This is a genomic window from Bradyrhizobium sp. CCBAU 65884, from assembly GCF_028128835.1.
GTDB lineage: Bacteria > Pseudomonadota > Alphaproteobacteria > Rhizobiales > Xanthobacteraceae > Bradyrhizobium > Bradyrhizobium ottawaense.
Genome location: NZ_LBJU01000123.1, coordinates 185,023 through 200,983 on the forward strand (window position 1 = coordinate 185,023; position 15,961 = coordinate 200,983).

General features: G+C 63.5%; 19 protein-coding genes and 1 pseudogene. 6 read left to right on the top strand and 14 right to left on the bottom strand.

Features of this window, described 5'->3' with window-relative positions; genetic code table 11:
- The first annotated feature begins 57 nt into the window (after window positions 1-57).
- Window positions 58-732, top strand: coding sequence for a CPBP family intramembrane glutamic endopeptidase (locus XI03_RS24775; protein WP_271593577.1), 675 nt, complete (start codon window positions 58-60; stop codon window positions 730-732).
- A 13-nt stretch (window positions 733-745) separates the two neighbouring features.
- Here the strand turns inward: XI03_RS24775 and XI03_RS24780 are convergent, their stop codons facing one another.
- Together XI03_RS24780 and XI03_RS24785 are read right to left on the bottom strand one after the other, a co-directional pair.
- On the bottom strand, window positions 746-1,489 hold the full coding sequence (locus tag XI03_RS24780; RefSeq protein ID WP_028142846.1) for a tetratricopeptide repeat protein: 744 nt from the start codon (window positions 1,487-1,489) through the stop codon (window positions 746-748).
- Window positions 1,490-1,664: 175 nt separating this feature from the next.
- Entirely contained in the window at window positions 1,665-2,270 is a 606-nt protein-coding gene (locus tag XI03_RS24785) for a TetR/AcrR family transcriptional regulator (RefSeq protein WP_179879963.1), read from the bottom strand.
- A gap of 139 nt (window positions 2,271-2,409) precedes the next feature.
- Here XI03_RS24785 and XI03_RS24790 point away from each other — a divergent pair.
- Window positions 2,410-2,799, top strand: a pseudogene (locus XI03_RS24790) (RidA family protein).
- Between the two features lie 50 nt (window positions 2,800-2,849).
- Here XI03_RS24790 and XI03_RS24795 read toward each other — a convergent pair.
- Together XI03_RS24795 and purQ are read right to left on the bottom strand one after the other, a co-directional pair.
- The gene (locus XI03_RS24795) at window positions 2,850-3,821 is read right to left on the bottom strand and encodes a tripartite tricarboxylate transporter substrate binding protein BugD (RefSeq protein WP_271593578.1); all 972 of its coding nucleotides are present in this window, start codon (window positions 3,819-3,821) and stop codon (window positions 2,850-2,852) included.
- A complete protein-coding gene (gene purQ / locus XI03_RS24800; RefSeq protein WP_028142842.1) occupies window positions 3,818-4,519 on the bottom strand; it encodes a phosphoribosylformylglycinamidine synthase subunit PurQ in 702 nt (233 codons plus the stop codon). The genes XI03_RS24795 and purQ overlap by 4 nt, the downstream gene beginning before the upstream one ends.
- Before the next feature lie 167 nt (window positions 4,520-4,686).
- On the opposite strand from purQ, the gene XI03_RS24805 reads away from it, so the two are divergent.
- The gene (locus XI03_RS24805; protein ID WP_028142841.1) at window positions 4,687-5,703 is read left to right on the top strand and encodes a magnesium and cobalt transport protein CorA; all 1,017 of its coding nucleotides are present in this window, start codon (window positions 4,687-4,689) and stop codon (window positions 5,701-5,703) included.
- Window positions 5,704-5,764: 61 nt separating this feature from the next.
- Here XI03_RS24805 and purS read toward each other — a convergent pair whose 3' ends face one another.
- Together purS and purC are read right to left on the bottom strand one after the other, a co-directional pair.
- Window positions 5,765-6,004 (bottom strand): phosphoribosylformylglycinamidine synthase subunit PurS, encoded by a 240-nt coding sequence (purS, locus tag XI03_RS24810; protein WP_028142840.1) that lies wholly within the window; start codon window positions 6,002-6,004, stop codon window positions 5,765-5,767.
- A gap of 12 nt (window positions 6,005-6,016) precedes the next feature.
- Window positions 6,017-6,784 carry a phosphoribosylaminoimidazolesuccinocarboxamide synthase gene (gene purC, locus XI03_RS24815; protein ID WP_173015815.1) on the bottom strand — a complete coding sequence of 256 codons (768 nt, stop codon included), beginning with the start codon at window positions 6,782-6,784 and terminating at the stop codon, window positions 6,017-6,019.
- A 323-nt stretch (window positions 6,785-7,107) separates the two neighbouring features.
- On the opposite strand from purC, the gene XI03_RS24820 reads away from it, so the two are divergent.
- On the top strand, window positions 7,108-7,431 hold the full coding sequence (locus XI03_RS24820) for a DUF1476 domain-containing protein (RefSeq protein ID WP_028142839.1): 324 nt from the start codon (window positions 7,108-7,110) through the stop codon (window positions 7,429-7,431).
- Between the two features lie 15 nt (window positions 7,432-7,446).
- Here the strand turns inward: XI03_RS24820 and XI03_RS24825 are convergent, their stop codons facing one another.
- From XI03_RS24825 to XI03_RS24860, 8 genes are all read right to left on the bottom strand, one after another.
- Window positions 7,447-7,830 (bottom strand): hypothetical protein, encoded by a 384-nt coding sequence (locus XI03_RS24825; protein ID WP_028142838.1) that lies wholly within the window; start codon window positions 7,828-7,830, stop codon window positions 7,447-7,449.
- Between the two features lie 115 nt (window positions 7,831-7,945).
- Entirely contained in the window at window positions 7,946-8,434 is a 489-nt protein-coding gene (cynS, locus tag XI03_RS24830; RefSeq protein WP_049801764.1) for a cyanase, read from the bottom strand.
- A gap of 16 nt (window positions 8,435-8,450) precedes the next feature.
- Window positions 8,451-9,374, bottom strand: a complete 924-nt coding sequence (locus XI03_RS24835; protein WP_038948063.1) for an ABC transporter ATP-binding protein — start codon at window positions 9,372-9,374, stop codon at window positions 8,451-8,453.
- A 5-nt stretch (window positions 9,375-9,379) separates the two neighbouring features.
- On the bottom strand, window positions 9,380-10,219 hold the full coding sequence (ntrB, locus tag XI03_RS24840) for a nitrate ABC transporter permease (RefSeq protein WP_038971645.1): 840 nt from the start codon (window positions 10,217-10,219) through the stop codon (window positions 9,380-9,382).
- Window positions 10,220-10,385: 166 nt separating this feature from the next.
- Window positions 10,386-11,762 carry a CmpA/NrtA family ABC transporter substrate-binding protein gene (locus XI03_RS24845; protein WP_271593579.1) on the bottom strand — a complete coding sequence of 459 codons (1,377 nt, stop codon included), beginning with the start codon at window positions 11,760-11,762 and terminating at the stop codon, window positions 10,386-10,388.
- Window positions 11,763-11,880: 118 nt separating this feature from the next.
- A complete protein-coding gene (locus XI03_RS24850) occupies window positions 11,881-12,759 on the bottom strand; it encodes a sulfurtransferase (RefSeq protein ID WP_271593580.1) in 879 nt (292 codons plus the stop codon).
- A 52-nt stretch (window positions 12,760-12,811) separates the two neighbouring features.
- Window positions 12,812-13,945, bottom strand: a complete 1,134-nt coding sequence (locus XI03_RS24855; protein ID WP_271593581.1) for an acyl-CoA dehydrogenase family protein — start codon at window positions 13,943-13,945, stop codon at window positions 12,812-12,814.
- A gap of 35 nt (window positions 13,946-13,980) precedes the next feature.
- The gene (locus XI03_RS24860; protein WP_152102721.1) at window positions 13,981-14,523 is read right to left on the bottom strand and encodes an OsmC family protein; all 543 of its coding nucleotides are present in this window, start codon (window positions 14,521-14,523) and stop codon (window positions 13,981-13,983) included.
- Between the two features lie 245 nt (window positions 14,524-14,768).
- Here XI03_RS24860 and XI03_RS24865 point away from each other — a divergent pair, with 245 nt between their 5' ends.
- Entirely contained in the window at window positions 14,769-15,446 is a 678-nt protein-coding gene (locus XI03_RS24865) for a TetR/AcrR family transcriptional regulator (RefSeq protein ID WP_173015813.1), read from the top strand.
- A 206-nt stretch (window positions 15,447-15,652) separates the two neighbouring features.
- The gene (locus tag XI03_RS24870) at window positions 15,653-15,889 is read left to right on the top strand and encodes a diguanylate cyclase domain-containing protein (protein ID WP_333936231.1); all 237 of its coding nucleotides are present in this window, start codon (window positions 15,653-15,655) and stop codon (window positions 15,887-15,889) included.
- The last annotated feature ends 72 nt before the right edge of the window (window positions 15,890-15,961 follow it).

Genomic DNA, 15,961 nt, shown 5'->3' on the forward strand with positions numbered 1-15,961 from the left:
AATATGAGGTAGTCGAGCGCAAGCCTGTCGTGACGCATCCCTCCGTCAGGGCCCAGCATGGAAAGTCGTTCACCGGACGCCATTGGCGATTCAAAGGCCGATCGCGCGCCCAGCCTCTGGTGGTTTGCGCTCGCGCTCTTCCCGCTCGTTGCATCCCAACTGATGCGACTGCATCAGCATAGTGCCGCGGGCTGGCTCGTCTGGGACTATGCCGGCCGAGTCGCCGCTCTGGTCATCCTTGCGGCGATTCCGGCAGCACGCGCGATCGCCTATCGCAGGGAGAAACGCCGGATCTCTCTACTTGAAATCGGGGTCTGGATTGCAGGGTCAGTGCTGCTGGACCGGTTGGGTCAGTGGCCGCTACGTCTCATGAATGCGACATTTCCGGCGACCATCGTCGGCAAGTATCCGCACCCAATCGGCTGGCTCAACGTCTTCGATCTCGTCGTTGGCCTGATACTGGTCGCGGCCAGCGAAGAGATCATCTTCAGGCGATTGCTTCGGAACACCGCCCGACCTTACCTGGGTGACGGCGCCTTTGCCGTTCTCATCACTTCTCTCATGTTCGGTGCCCATCATTGGTGGTCCGGGGTCGGGAACATCCTTCTCGCCACAATATTCGGCATCCTTTTCATGGTGATGTATTGGCGGTCAGGCGCCCTTTGGCCGGTCGTGCTCGCGCATTACCTCGTTGACCTGGTCGCGTTTGCCGGAATTTGGCGCTGGTTCTGAAGCGCGAAGGCAACTAGCGCGACGCCGACAATTGCTTCTCGGCGATCGACAGCCATTCCGCCTGCGCGTTGCGCAGATATTTCGGTGCGCGGCGCATCTGGATCAGCAACTCGTTGAAGACCATTCGCGCCTCGGCGGTGCGGCCGACCACCTGCAGCAGCAGGCCGTAGCGCACCCGCGCTTCGGCGCCGGGGTAGTAGCCGGCGAGAGCGTGATATTCCTCCAGCGCCTCGTCGGTCCGGCCGACCTCGACGAGCGCGCGGGCGTAGAGCAGATGCGCATCCGCGGAATCGAAGTCGGGCCATTGCTTCTGAAGATCGTCGAGCGTCGTGAGCGCGTCGGCCGGACGCTTGGCGGAAAACTCGGCCTGCGCCTTGCGAAACGCATAGGCGGGATCGTGCCCCATCGGCAGCTTCAGGATGTGGTCATAATGCTGCTCGGCCTCAGCGAACCGGCCGATATTCGCGCACTCGTCCGCCAGCGCCGCGCGGTTGGCGATGGTGTCGGCGTCAGCCAGCCGGTCCGACAATTCGCGATAGCGCTTCTCCGGATCGAGCCGGTTGGCGACGCGCTGGCGCGCCTGCCGGGCACCGTGACTGGAAAACCATTCGGGAATGAGCTCGACCGCGATATAGGCGAGCGCGCCCATCATCGGCACCAGCAGGATGATGAAGGCCCAGGGCCGCAACCGCCCGGTTCGCGAGGCGTGATAGATCAGCGTGAGATCGAGCAGCAGAACGATCAGGGCAACGGGCATGTGACATCCACGGGCACAGCGACAGCGCACGCTCCGTGATATCGCAATTGCAGCGGCGGAACAACTTTGAGTTGCTCCCCTTGCAGAAAATCAGCGACCCCGGACGCACGCGCCGTGATGGCGACGAGGAGTCAGTCGCCTCAAGCGTGACGGAGGTTCACGAGCGAAATTTGCATCATGCGCGGCCATTCGAGTCGCGCAGCAATCCGCTCGCCAACTGTCGAAACGCGTCCACGGCCTTGTTCAGCACGACTTTCGGATCGTCGGCTGCGGCGACCCATAATGCGGCACTGAGCGCGGCGCCGTTCAGCAGTCGCCCGGCTGCTTCAACATCCAAAGGCTTCACCACCTTCTCGTCGATCAGTGACCGGATCGTTCGCATGGTGATATCCAGGCAGGCGTTCTCGCCGGGCCATTTGGATGGATCACCGAGTACGGCAGGTCCATCCAGAAGCATGATGCGCTGAATTTCAGGATCGAGCGCCATTTCGATATAGGCACTGCCCTCTGCGAGCAGGCCCTGCCACAAGGTTGGCGCTTGCTCCCGGATCGCGCGCAGCCGCTCCGCCATTTCGCCATCGATCTGCGCGACGACGGCCCAGAGCAGCCCCTTCTTGTCCTCGAAATTGTGATAGAGCGCGCCCCGTGTCAGCCCGACCGAGGCCGTCAGCTCATCCATCGACGCTTCTGCATAACCCTGCGTGGCGAAAGCCTTGCGCGCAGCGCGGATGAGCTTGGCCCGATTTTCCGCCATGGCTGCGGCACGTTTTCCCTCGATCATGCTCGACCCATTTTCTGTTGACATACGCCCCGTATGTGAGCGATAAGCTCACATACGAACCGTATATGAACAATGTCACGACCGGCGCCGCAAGGCAATTCGCGGTCCCTGCCCCTGATCTTTCGAAAGGCACAGCCACATGCTCCAGCGCGAGGCCATCTTCCCCGCTCACCGTCAAGCACTTTATGAAGCTCATCGGTATTCGGCCGCGATCCGGTCTGGCGACTTGCTGTTCGTCTCGGGACAGGTCGGCAGCCGCGAGGACGGCTCACCCGAGCCCGTGTTCGAGGACCAGGTCCGGCGTGCGTTTGCCAATTTGCGCGCGGTGCTCGCAGCTGCCGGATGCACGCTGGACGATGTGGTGGATGTTACCACGTTTCACACCAATCCTGCCTAACAGATCGATACGGTGATGGCTGTCCGCAGCACCGAGATCGGCGACGCGCCCTATCCGAATTGGACGGCTGTTGGCGTGAATTGGCTTGCCGGGTTCGACTTCGAGATCAAGGTCGTCGCGCGGATTCCTTGAGTCGCGCAAAGCCGTCTCCCGCCAATGCGGGAACCGGCAGGAGCGGCCTGCTACTTGGCGTCGTCCGCCAGCATTTTCCGATATTTTTCGACGTCCCGTGTCACGAGCTGCTGCAGCAGCTCCGGCGTATGCTCATTGGCATCGGGCGCAACGGTCGACAGGTCGGCAAAGCGCTTCTTGACCGCGTCGGTCTCGACGGCCGTGCGCGCCGCGGCGTTCAGCTTGGCAATCACGGCCGGCGGCGTGCCCTTGGGCGCGAACAGACCGTTCCAGCCCTGTGCCTCGAATTCGGGCAGGCCCGCTTCCGCCGAGGTCGGCAGGTCCGGCAGCGTGGCGAGCCGCACGGTCGAGCCGACCACGAGCCCCTTCACCAGCTTCTCGTTGATCGATTGCGAGACCGAGGCCGCCGCATCGCAGACGCCGTCGATCTGGCTGCCGACGGCATCGGTCAGCGCGGGCGCGGCGCCGCGATAGCCGACCAGCGTCGCGTCGATGCTGGCGGCGGTGACGAAGCTCTTGCAGATCAGATAGTTCGAGGAGCCGACGCCGGCATGGCCGAGATTGATCTTGCCGGGATTGGCCTTGGCGTAGGCGATGAACTCCTTGAGGTCCTTCGCCGGAAAGTCCTTGCGCAGCGCGATGATGCCGAACGTCTTCGCCACCATGGCGATCGGCACGAAGGAATCAGGCGTGAACGGCAGCTTGGGATAGATCGTGTAGGTCGCGGCATTGGTGCCGGCATTGCCGATTGCGATGGTGTAGCCGTCGGGCTCGGCACGGGAGGCGCGCGCCAGCGCGGTCGAGCCGCCGGCCCCCGCAACGTTCTCGATCACGATGGTCTGGCCGAGCGCGATGCCCATCTGCTCGGCCACCGCGCGCGCGATCACGTCCGAGGTGCCGCCGGCCGCGAACGGCACGATCATGGTGATCGGACGTTTTGGATACTCCTGCGCGAACGCGGCCGTCGCGAATGCCAGCGCCGCGATCGCAGCGAGAGCCCGCTTCACCGCGAACGCAATCACGCGGCTTTTTCCAGATGCGCGGTCAGGCCCGCGAACAAGCCGCGGCCGTCGGTGCAGCCCATGATGTCTTCGACGTGGTTTTCCGGATGCGGCATCATGCCGAGCACGTTGCCCTTGTCGTTGACGATGCCGGCGATCGAATGCGCGGCGCCGTTGATGTTGTGAGCTTCGTCCACCACGCCCTCGGCGGAGCAATAGCGATAGAGCACCCGCCCCTCGCCTTCGAGCCGCTTGATGGTCTCTTCGTCCGCCTCGTAATTGCCTTCGCCATGGGCGACCGGCACGCGGATCACCTGTCCGGCATTGTAGCCGCGGGTGAACGGCGTGTCGGACCGCTCGACGCGCAGATGCACGTCATGGCAAATGAATTTCAGCCGCTCGTTGCGCATCAACACGCCCGGCAGCAGGCCGGACTCGCAGAGGATCTGAAAACCGTTGCAGACGCCGAGCACGAGGCCGCCCTTGGCCGCATAGTCGCGCACCGCGTCCATCACCGGCGCGCGTGCCGCGATGGCGCCGCAGCGCAAATAGTCGCCGTAGGAGAAGCCGCCCGGCACCACCACGAGATCCGTGCCAGCGGGCAGTGACGGCTCGGCGTGCCAGACCATCGCCGGCTCGCTGCCCGAGATCATCCTCAGCGCCCGCGCCATGTCGCGTTCGCGGTTGATTCCGGGAAAGACGAGGATCGCGGCTTTCATGGCAAAAGTTCCGACGGTGATGGGAATCGGGCTGGCCAAAGGGCCAATTCGCGAAGAGACATAGCCATTTGACGGGGATTTTACCAGTGCTAGCCTTGCCGGACGGCCTTGTACACAGGCCATAGCCGAGGCACTTTTGCCCGACGATCTTGCCCGGGATTGAAGCCATGAACGTCCCGTCGCTGCCCACGTCCCCCTCCGAGCCCGTGTCCACCGAGGGCGTCGTCGCCGCCGGCGCCTATGTCGATGGCCGCCGTATCGCCAATATCGCCATCAGCGAGGCCTCGAGCTGGCGGGCCAAGCCCGGCCACGTGGTCTGGATCGGCCTGCACGAGCCCGACATGGCGCTGCTCGGCGCGGTGCAGAAGCAATTCGACCTGCACGAACTCGCGATCGAGGACGCCAACCACGCCCATCAGCGGCCCAAGATCGAGCAATATGGCGAAGCCCTGTTCATCGTGGCGCGGACGGCGCAGCTGGTCGAGGGCCGCATCGTCTTCGGCGAAACCCACATCTTCGTCGGCGAGGGTTATCTGGTCTCGGTGCGCCACGGCGCCTCGACGTCCTACAGGCCGGTGCGCGAACGCTGCGAAAGCTGCCCGCGGGCGCTCGCCCGCGGCGAGGATTACATCCTCTATGCGATCCTCGATTTCATCGTCGACAATTACTCGCCCGTGCTCGAGAGCATTCACGACGAAGTCGAGGGTATCGAGGACGACGTGCTGTCCAAGGCGATCAGCAAAGCCCAGATCGAGCGGCTCTACATGCTGCGCCGCGACCTATTGCGGCTGCGCAACGCGATCGGGCCGCTGGTGGAGGTCTGCCGCCGGCTGGAGCATGACGAGCTGTCGATGGTGCGGCAGGCCATGCAGCCGCTATTCCGCGACGTCACCGACCACGTCCGCAACATCCAGGAGCGCATCGATTCCATGCGCGAGGTGCTGGCCTTCGCATTCGAGGCCAGCCTGCTGGTGGGCCAGGCGCAGGAGACGGCGGTGTCCAAGAAGCTCGCGTCCTGGCTCGCGATCATCGCGATCCCGACCGCGCTTGCCGGCATCTACGGCATGAACTTCAAGCACATGCCGGAGCTGGAATGGGACTACGGCTATTACATGCTGCTCGGCGTGATGCTGACGGCGTGCACCGCGCTGTACTGGCGTTTTCGTCGCGCCGGATGGCTATGAGGAAATCGCTTCGTAGCCCGGATGGATCGAAGCGCAATCCGGGCTACCATGGCGGACAGGCCTAGACGATTTCGACCCGATAGTTCTCGATCACGGTATTCGCCAGCAGCTTGTCGGCGGCTTCCTTCAGCGCGGCTTCCGCCTTGGTCTTGTCGGCGCCGGCGAGCTCGATGTCGAACACCTTGCCCTGGCGGACGCTGGCGACGCCGTCGACGCCGAGCGACTTCAGCGCGCCTTCGATGGCCTTGCCTTGCGGATCGAGGATGCCCGTCTTCAAGGTAACGGTGACACGTGCCTTCACGTCGAAATTCCCTCAGCTCTTCACCAGCACCGGGCCGGAGCCCTGCGGACGCTCGTTCTCCATGAGGATGCCGAGACGTTTTGCAACTTCAGTATAGGCCTCGAGCAGGCCGCCGAGATCCCTGCGGAAACGGTCCTTGTCGAGCTTCTCGTTCGACTTGATGTCCCACAGACGGCAGCTATCCGGCGAGATCTCGTCGGCGACGATGATGCGCATCATCTCGTTCTCGAACAGACGTCCGCATTCCATCTTGAAGTCGACGAGGCGGATGCCGATTCCGAGGAAGAGGCCGGTGAGGAAGTCGTTGACGCGGATGGCGAGCGCCATGATGTCGTCGATCTCCTGGGGCGTCGCCCAGCCGAAGGCCGTGATGTGCTCTTCCGACACCATGGGGTCGTTGAGCTGGTCGTTCTTGTAGTAGAATTCGATGATCGAACGGGGCAGCTGGGTGCCCTCCTCGATGCCGAGGCGCTGCGACAGCGAGCCCGCGGCGACGTTCCGCACCACCACCTCGAGCGGCACGATCTCGACCTCGCGAATCAACTGCTCGCGCATGTTGAGACGGCGAATGAAGTGGGTCGGCACCCCGATGTCGTTGAGGTGCTGAAACAGGTACTCCGAGATCCGGTTGTTGAGGACGCCTTTGCCCTCAATTACCTGATGCTTTTTCGCATTGAACGCGGTCGCGTCGTCCTTGAAGTGCTGGATCAGGGTACCGGGCTCCGGGCCTTCATACAGAACCTTTGCCTTGCCTTCATAAATGCGACGCCGCCGGCTCATGGGGATGTACCGTGTTTTGTTGAAATCCATGTATTTGGTGTGCTCCGGTTACTAGGATTTACGACCCACAGCGGAGCTGCCGTGAACGACCCGGAACCCCGTCCATAACCCTTGGAAACAGAACGGGAACCGAGCCTTCAGGCAACCTATCCGATTGGCTGACCGAGCACAATCGATCCGGCCGTCCGGCGCCAACTTATACCATCTTGCCTGCGGCTTAACGGCCCGTTGTTTTGCCGATTCGTGCTATCTATGTAGGCATGCAGTCGGGTCGCCGCAACGGAAGGCTCCCGCTCCATTCAGCAGGGGATTTGGAACAAGGCATGAGCGAGTTCGACAAGCGCCAGGAAGGTTTCGAGAAGAAATACGCCCTCGACGAGGAGCAGAAATTCAAGGCGGAGGCCCGCCGCAACCGGCTGCTCGGGCTGTGGGCGGCTGAAAAGCTCGGCATGTCAGGCGATGCCGCCACCGCCTATGCCAAGGAGGTGGTCGCGGCCGATTTCGAGGAGGCCGGCGATGCCGACGTCCTGCGCAAGATAACGGCCGATTTCACCGCCAAGAACGTCGCCGTCACCGAGCAGGCGATTCGCGCCAAGATGAGCGAGCTGCTCGCGGTGGCGGCCGCCGAGGTGAAGGCGGGGAAGTGACCCCGCCGTCTGGCTCTATTTCAGCGTGATCTGAAAACCCATCGATCCGCTGATATTGAATCCCTCCGCTTGTTGCGGTCCGAACTGCCGGTTGATGTTGGTGTTGACCGACTCCATCCGGCAATCGCGGGCGAGCACCTCGCGCAGGAGATCACATTCGCGCGCCGCCATCTCATAGACCGTGCGGCGCGCGCGGTCGCGCAGTTTCTGGGCCTCCTCGCTGTCCCCGGTCGGACCGGCGACAAAGAAGTTGATCGAAGTCTGCACACGCACCGATCCTTCCTGCCGCAGACCACCGCCGCCTTGCTCGGCGATGACACGCTGGGACTGGGCCTTGGCGGGAGCTATCACGACCAGCAGACCAACGCCTGCCAAGACAAAACGCGAGCGAAATTTCATCACGGGTACCTGTGGTTGAAGCGAGGCCCGTTACCTAGCCTCCAGAGGTTGCCGTCAGGCAAACCATGGACCGCAAACACCGGGCCGCCGCTTCACCAGCGGTTAACTGCGTCGGTCACTCCTCCTTGAAGCCGTATTCCGGCACGTTGCCGCTGGCGCCGTAATATTTGTACGGCAGGAATTTGCCGCTCATGGTGATCTTGACGCGGTCGCCCTTCGGGTTGGCGACGCGCTCCATGGCCATGTCGAAGTCGATCGCCGACATGATGCCGTCGCCGAATTCTTCCTCGATCAGCGCCTTCCAGGCCGGGCCGTTCACCATCACCATTTCGTAGAAGCGATAGATCAGGGGATCGGTCGGCGGCATCGGCGTGCCGGTGCCACGCATCGGCACCTCGTTGAGCATCGCAACTTCCGCCTTCGACAGGCCGAACAGCTCGCCGGCATTGGCAGCCTGCGGCTTCGTCAATTTCATCTGGCCGAGGATGGCGCCGACGATGAGGACCTCGGAATACCCCCCGATCTTGTCGCAGATGTGCTTCCAGCTCCAGCCCTTCTCGCGCTTGATGTCGAGCAGCTTCTCAGTGAGGTCTTCGCGTTTCATGTCAGGGTCTCCTTTTTCAAGCAGTCAGTCCGGGACTGGTCCCGGGCGTCCAGGCCTGGCGTTGCTCGTCACCACTGGATGCGATCGTCAGTCCGGGCTTGCCGATATGCACCAGCGGCACATTACGCGGATCGTGATCGGGTGTCTCGGCGGTAAACGTCTTGCTGCGCGTCACCAGGAAATCGATGATGTGGTTGCGCAGTGCGTAGTAGAGCGGGTGGCGGTGCAGATCAGTGCGGCCGCGGTCCCTCGGCAGCGGGTTCTCGACGACCTCGGCCAGCACCGCACCGGGTCCGTTGGTCATCAGGAAGATCTTGTCGGCGAGGTAGATCGCCTCGTCGACATCATGGCTGATCATGAACGCGGTCTGCCCGGTCTCGAGGCAAATGCGCCGCACCTCGTCCTGCAGCGTGCCGCGCGTCAGCGCGTCCAGCGCCGAGAACGGCTCGTCCATCAGCATGATCTTCGGCGTGATCGAGAGCGCACGCGCGATGCCGACGCGCTGCTTCATGCCGCCCGACAGCTCTGACGGCCGCTTGTGCTCGGAGCCGGTCAGGCCGACGAGATCGATGAAGGTCTGCGCGTGCGCCTTCACCTTGGCGCGGTCCCAGCTCCGCCATTTCGAGCTGACGGCATAGGTGACGTTGCCGAGCACGGTGCGCCAGGGCAAGAGCGCGTGGCTCTGGAAGATCACGGCGCGGTCGAGGCTGGTGCCCGAAATCGCCTGCCCGTCGACGATGACGGCGCCCTCGCTCGGCGCATCGAGGCCGGCGAGAATGTTGAGCACCGTGGTCTTGCCGCAGCCGGAATGCCCGATCACGCAGGCGAACTCGCCGCGCGCCATCGACAGCCACAGGTTCTCGAACACGGTGGTCGTGGCGCCGCCGGCGCCGGGATAGCGCTTCGCGATGGCTTCGATGGAGATGAATTTGTCGGTCATCGCCCCTACTCCGGAAACGTGACCATGCGCGTGAAGCGCGCCAGGATCTGGTCGAGCAGCATGCCGACGATCCCGATCAGCAGGATCGCGATGATCACGTTGGTGATCGACAGATTATTCCACTCGTTCCAGACGAAATAGCCGATGCCGGTGCCGCCGACGAGCATTTCGGCGGCGACGATGACGAGCCAGGCGATGCCGATCGAGATGCGCATACCGGTCAGGATCGTCGGCGCCGCCGCGGGGAGGATCACGGTGAAGGCCCGCCTGATGGTGCCGACCTCGAGCGTGCGCGCGACGTTGATCCATTCCTTGCGCACGCTGGCGACGCCGAACACGGTGTTGAGCAGCATCGGCCAGATCGAGCAGATGAAGATGACGAAGATCGCCGAGATCGAGGAATCCTTGATGGTGTAGAGCGCGAGCGGCATCCAGGCCAACGGCGAGATCGGCTTCAGCACCTGGATGAAGGGATCGAGCGCCTTGCTCAGCAGCGGCGACATGCCGATCAGAAATCCGAGCGGGATCGCGACCAGCACCGCCAGTAGATAGCCGGTGCCGACCCGCGCGATCGAATAGGCAAGCTGGATGCCGAGCCCCTTGTCGTTCGGCCCGTTGTCGTAGAACGGCCGCCGCAAATGCTCCCACAACTTGGCGCCGACATCGAGCGGCCCGGGCATCGCCGATTTGCCCTGCGTCGCGGTCAGCCCCATCAGCTTGGCGTATTCGGGGCTCATCGTGGCGACGGGGCCTGTCGAGCGCGTGGCGAGATGCCAGATGCCGAGGAATGCGGCGAGCAGCGCGATGGAGACGAGACCGGCGCGGAGGCGGAGAGAAGAAGTCATCGCGCGAGACCTCTCCGCCCGTCGTCCCGGCGAACGCCGGGACCCATAACCCCAGGGAGAAGTTTGGCGAAGACTCGTCGTTCGGTACTCCCATCGATAGCAATCGATGGATTCCGCGGTATGGGTCCCGGCGTTCGCCGGGACGACGATGCTGAGAGAGATCTCCTCACGACGACTTCCTGATCTTGAAGCTCGCGACATAGTCCTCCGGCTTGGCCGGATCGAAAGTCTTGCCCATCACCGCAAACGACTTGTACGCGCTCGCAGGCGGTGTGAGCCCCATCTCGGCCATCAGCTTCTTGGTGTCGGTCGCCAGATACACCTGCTCGGCCACCGCCTTGTAGTCGACGTCGCCCTTGATCTGGCCCCAGCGCTTCATCTGCGTCAGCATCCACACCGCAAAGGACTGCCAGGGGAATGGATCGAAATCGACGCGCTTCGCATCGGTCTTCACGCCGCCGAGGCCGTCGGCATAGGTGCCGGTCAAGACCTGCTCCAGCACCGTCACCGGCGCGTTGATGTAATTGGCCGGCGCGATGGCTTCCGCGATCTGCTTGCGGTTCTCCGCCTTCGAGGCATAGGCGGTCGCATCGACGATGGCGCGGGTCAGCGCCGCAAAGCTGTTTGGCGCTGACGTGATGAACTCGCGGCTGGCGGCGAAGCTGCAACAGGGATGACCGTCCCAGATCTCCTTCGACAACAGATGCATGAAGCCGACGCCGTCATAGATCGCGCGCTGGCAGATGTTGTCGGGGGCGAGGAAGCCGTCGATATTGTCGGCACGCAAATTGGCGACCATCTCCGGCGGCGGCACTGAGCGCAGCTGCACGTCGGTATCGGGATCGAGCCCGTGCTCGGCGAGATAGTAGCGCAGCAGGTAATTGTGCATGGAATAGTCGAAGGGGATCGCGAATTTCAGGCCCTTCCAGTCCTTCGGATCGCGCTTGTCCTTGTGCTTGGCCGCCAGTACGATGCCCTGCCCGTTGATGTTCTCGATCGCCGGCACGGCAAAGGGAATCGCGTTCGCACCGAGGCCCAGCGAGATCGCGATCGGCATCGGTGCCAGCATGTGCGCGGCGTCGTATTCCTTGTTGATGGTCTTGTCGCGGATCACGGCCCAGCCGGCGGTCTTGACCACCTCGACGTTGAGACCGTGCTTGGCATAGAAGCCCATCGGCGCCGCCATGATGATGGGCGTGGCGCAAGTGATCGGGATGAAGCCGACCTTGAGGTCCTTCTTCTCGGGCGCACCGGCTTGCGCGAATACTTCGGTTGCGGTCTGCAGCGGAAAGAACTGCGACAGCGCGGCCAGTGCGGTGGACGCCCCGACCGACTTCAGAAACGCCCGCCGTGCCACATCCTGCGGGAACATCGCGCGCATCACGGCCGACGCAATCACGCCCTCGTAGCGTTTCTCCTCGCTCTCGACCGGCTCGCAGCGCAGCGCCGCCTGCTCATGCTCCCGAGCCGAACGGTGCTGGCCGCAAACGCAGCCCGCCCCGAGATTGCGGTCGGCATCGAACGGATCGTCGAACGTGGACATGCTGCTGCGCCCCTTTGTCACACTGCGCGGCGGACGCCGTTGTCCGCCGCGTCAGGTCAAAATTCCATCGTGGCCCGGCTACCGCTTGCGCAGCCGGGCCACGGGAAACATGCAGGTTCTATGCCGCCTTGCCTGTTACCTGGGCAGCAATGGGCAGCCCCTGCTCGATCGGCAGTGCGGGATCGCGTGACCATTCATTCCAGGAGCCGAAATACATCCGCACGTCCTTCACGCCGGCATTCTTCAGCGCCAGGAAGGTGTTCGAAGCGCGCGCGCCTTTGAAGCAGTAGAGATAGACCGGCGTTGCCGGCGAGATGCCGACGGTGGCGCATTCGGCCAGAATCTCGTCCTTGGACTTGAAGCGGGGTCCTTCCGCGGTCGGCTTCATCATGCGGTACCATTCCAGCCACACCGCGCCCGGGATGCGGCCCTTGCGCGGGCAGAAATCCTTGCCGTAGGGCGAAGAGCTGTCGCCGATCCATTCGTCGACATCGCGCACGTCGAGAATGGCGATGCCGGGCTTGCCGACCGCGGCAAGCATGGTCTTCGCGTCGATCAGGATCTCGCCGGCTTCCGGCACGACCGCGAACGATGCCTTCGCCGGCGCCGGGACATCCTTGGTCACCGGAAGACCCGCGGCCGACCACGCATCGAAGCCGCCATGCAGCACCTTGACCTTGGGATAGCCGAGCATGGTGAGCAGATAGTAGCCGCGGCAGGACTGGCCGAAGCCGGAATTCATCGACTGCTCGTAGATCACCGCGGTCTCCTTGCCGGAGAGACCGGCAGCGCCGAAGGCGTCGGCGAATTTGGTCTTCAGCTCGCTCATGCCTTCCGGCGTCGAGGTCGCGAGAAACGTGAAGATCTCGTGCACGTTCACCGCGCCCGGCAGATGCCCGGCGCCATAGGCGTCGGGATTGCGGGTGTCGATGACGACACAGGGTTCGAGCTTCAAGAGATCGGCAAGTTCGCTGGCAGAGATCAGAACGTCCGTCATTGGCAGCCTCTCCGTTGAGGTTAAGTGGTGGTCTGGGGTGGACTCGTGAAGCTCAGGACTCGGCGAGCATCTTGCGCAGCTGCTTGGTGGCCGGCGTGACGATCGCGACGAAATAGGCCTCGCGCAGCCGCCGCTGCGCGCGGTGGCTCCTGAGGTAGCCGCGCGCGCCACAATGCAGCATCGCCGCATGCGCCGCCGCGACACTGGCCTCGCCTGCGCGCAGGCGCAGCGCGATGACCTTGCGCCAGTAGGTCTCGTCCTCGTTGTAGGGATCGCGCGCCAGCGCCATGGTCTCGGCCTCGAGCTCGGCGGCGAGGTCGCGGAAATGCACCGGCTGCTGCGGCAGATAGCGGTTGATATGGCCGAGCGGACTATCGACCTCGCCCATGATGTTGATGCAGTCCTTGATGAGGCCGAGCGCCATGCCGGCCTGCAGCAGGATGAAGCCGGCGCGGATCTTCTTGACGAAGGGGCCGGCGGGGTCGGCGAGGATCAGCTCGTCCGGCACGAAGACGTCGCGGAACTGCACGCCATAGGTGCCGGTGCCGTCCATCGCCATGAACGGCTTGCACGGCGTCAGCGTGATCGCGGGATCGGAGCAATCGGCCAGGAACATGACCGTGCCGGGCTCGCCGCTTGCGATACCCTGATTGTCCTCACGCTCGAAGATGGTGCCGAAATAATGGTCGGGACCGAGATTGGAGACCCAGGGCAGCGCGCCGCGCACGATGTAGCCGCCCTCGACCTTGCGTCCCCTCAGCTTCAGCTTCTCGATCCCGAAAAAGCTCTTCATCGGGTTGGAGAGCCCGGTGCCGCCGAGCACCCGGCCGGTCGAGAAAGCATCGCCGAACCGCTTGGCGAGCTTCAGATTGGTCGAGTTGGCGGCGTACCAGACCAGCGTGTTCTGGCACCAGGCCATGAAGGCCGTGGCACCGCAGACCTCGCCGATCGCAGCCATCGCCTGGATCGCGCAGCGCAAGTCCGCGGGACCTTCGTGGGGCACGTGACTGCCCCAGGCGCCGACGGCGCCGAACTTGCGCAACACCTCGGCCGGATAGACCGAGCCGTCGTCGATACCGACGGCAAGCGGCGCGAGATCTTCGCGCGCGATCCGCGCCACCTCCCCTGCAATGGACGGTGCGGGTTGATCTAAAATTTCGGCCCGCGATAAAGCCAGTGAACCCATGATCGTCTCCCGCACCTTGTCCTGGTTGCTATCAGCTAGATGCCGACCTCGAGATTGACCGGGCGTGTGAAGGTGTTGGCGACCGGCGACCATTTCTTCACATGCGCGACCAGCGCGTTGATCTCGTCCTGCGAGACGCCCTCGCATTCCATGTCGACCTTGACCCGCACGTCGGTGAAGCCGACCGGTTTGTCCGAGGTGTCGCCGGTGCCCCAGACCGCGGTGATGTTGAGGTCGCCTTCGAGCTCGAGCTCGAGCTTGTTGACGATCCAGCCGCGATGGACGGCATTGGCGTGCAGGCCGACGGCGAGGCACGAGCCGAGCGCGGCAAGCGAGGCTTCCGACGGATTGGGCGCGGTGTCGTCGCCCAGCAGCCCCGGCGGCTCGTCGACGATATAGGGCGGCAGATTGCGGATGTAGTTGGCGTGACGGAATTTGCCTTCCGCGACCGTCTTGCACTTCAAGGTCTTGACGACCTTCGGATTGGCCTTGCCGCTCGCGATCAGTTGCTCGAGGCCATTCTTGTCGATGGGCGCAAGGCACCCCGTCAGCACTGTCTTTTGAACGACGGCAGTCATCATCTTCTCCCTGGCAGCCGTGGAAAACGCAGGATACCGAACGGTCTGTTTCCTTGCATGGAGCGTGCCAGACGGGACCGAAAACGAAATGCGAGGCATTGGAGCCGCTTAGCGATGGCTGCCTGCGGATTGATCAGCCGCGCTCTGCTCAAAGGCGATGCAGCTGAGATGGCCGATGCGAATCTTTTTAGCGCGAAGCAGATGCGGCTTGATGATACCGCGCGGCTGCGATTAAGTTGCAATCCATGGCCAAACCTTCACTGAACAAGCCCTCACTGAACAAGATGTCGTCGAAGAAGAACGCGCCGCATTCAGGCGCGGGCGATGACGAATCCGCGCGCGGGCGCCTGCTCAGCGCCGCCTCGCATTTGTTCTGCAAGAACGGAATCAACGCCACCGGCATCGATGCGATCATCGAAGAGGCCGGGACCGCGAAGACCACGCTTTACAAATTGTTCGGCTCCAAGACCAACCTCGTCAACGCGGTGCTGGAGAGCGAAGGCAAGCAATGGCGCGAATGGTTCATCGGCGCCATGGAAGACGGCGGCGGCGATGCGCAGGCCAAGCTGACGCGCATCTTCCCGGCCCTGAAGAGCTGGTTTGCCGAAGAGCGCTTCTACGGCTGCCCCTTCATCAACGCGGTCGGCGAGCACGACAAGGACGCCAAGCAGTTCCGCAACATCGCACTGAAGCACAAGAAGATCGTGCTCGGCCACATCGAGAAGCTTGCCGGCGAGCTTGGCTCGAGCGAGCCCGCGGTGCTCGCGCATCAGCTCGGCCTCCTGATCGACGGCGCGATCGTCGCCGCGATGATCTCGCGTGATCCCGGCGTGGCAGATACGGCGGCGCTGACGGCCGGCCCCCTGCTCGGCCAGTCCAAGTCGAAGAAGAAGCGCGCGGCGGATCAGCTGGAGGCGGTGTGATCGCCTCCCACCCCGTGTCGTAGATCTCGTAAGGTGGACAAGGGCGCAAAGCGCCGTGCCCACCAAACTCGTTCAGCTTCGTCGATCGAGATGGTGGGCACGCTTTGCTTTGCCCACCCTTCGAAGCCTGCATTCGACGCAGCCTTAGGTCCCACGCTCCACCGCCACACCTGCACCAAACCGCATCTTCCTGCAGCGAGGTCGCATTGTCCTATGAGCTCAGCGGCGAGATGCACGCCTGCATCGGCGCCAGCGTCGGCATCGCGCTGTCACCGGATCATGGCGCCGACGTCGCCGGATTGCTGGCGGTCGCCGATGCCGCGCTCTACCAGGCGAAGTCGGGCGGCAAATCGCGTTGTTGCCTGGCGTCGGTCGGGTCCAACCTCGCGGCGTTGCGCCAGCTCCAGCAGAGCCCGAAAGCCCCTCTCCCAAGCGCGGCCTGAGGCGGAGCTCGTAGGGTGGATTAGCAAAGCGTAATCCACCAAATCGAAACAGCGAGCAATGGAAGTGGTGGG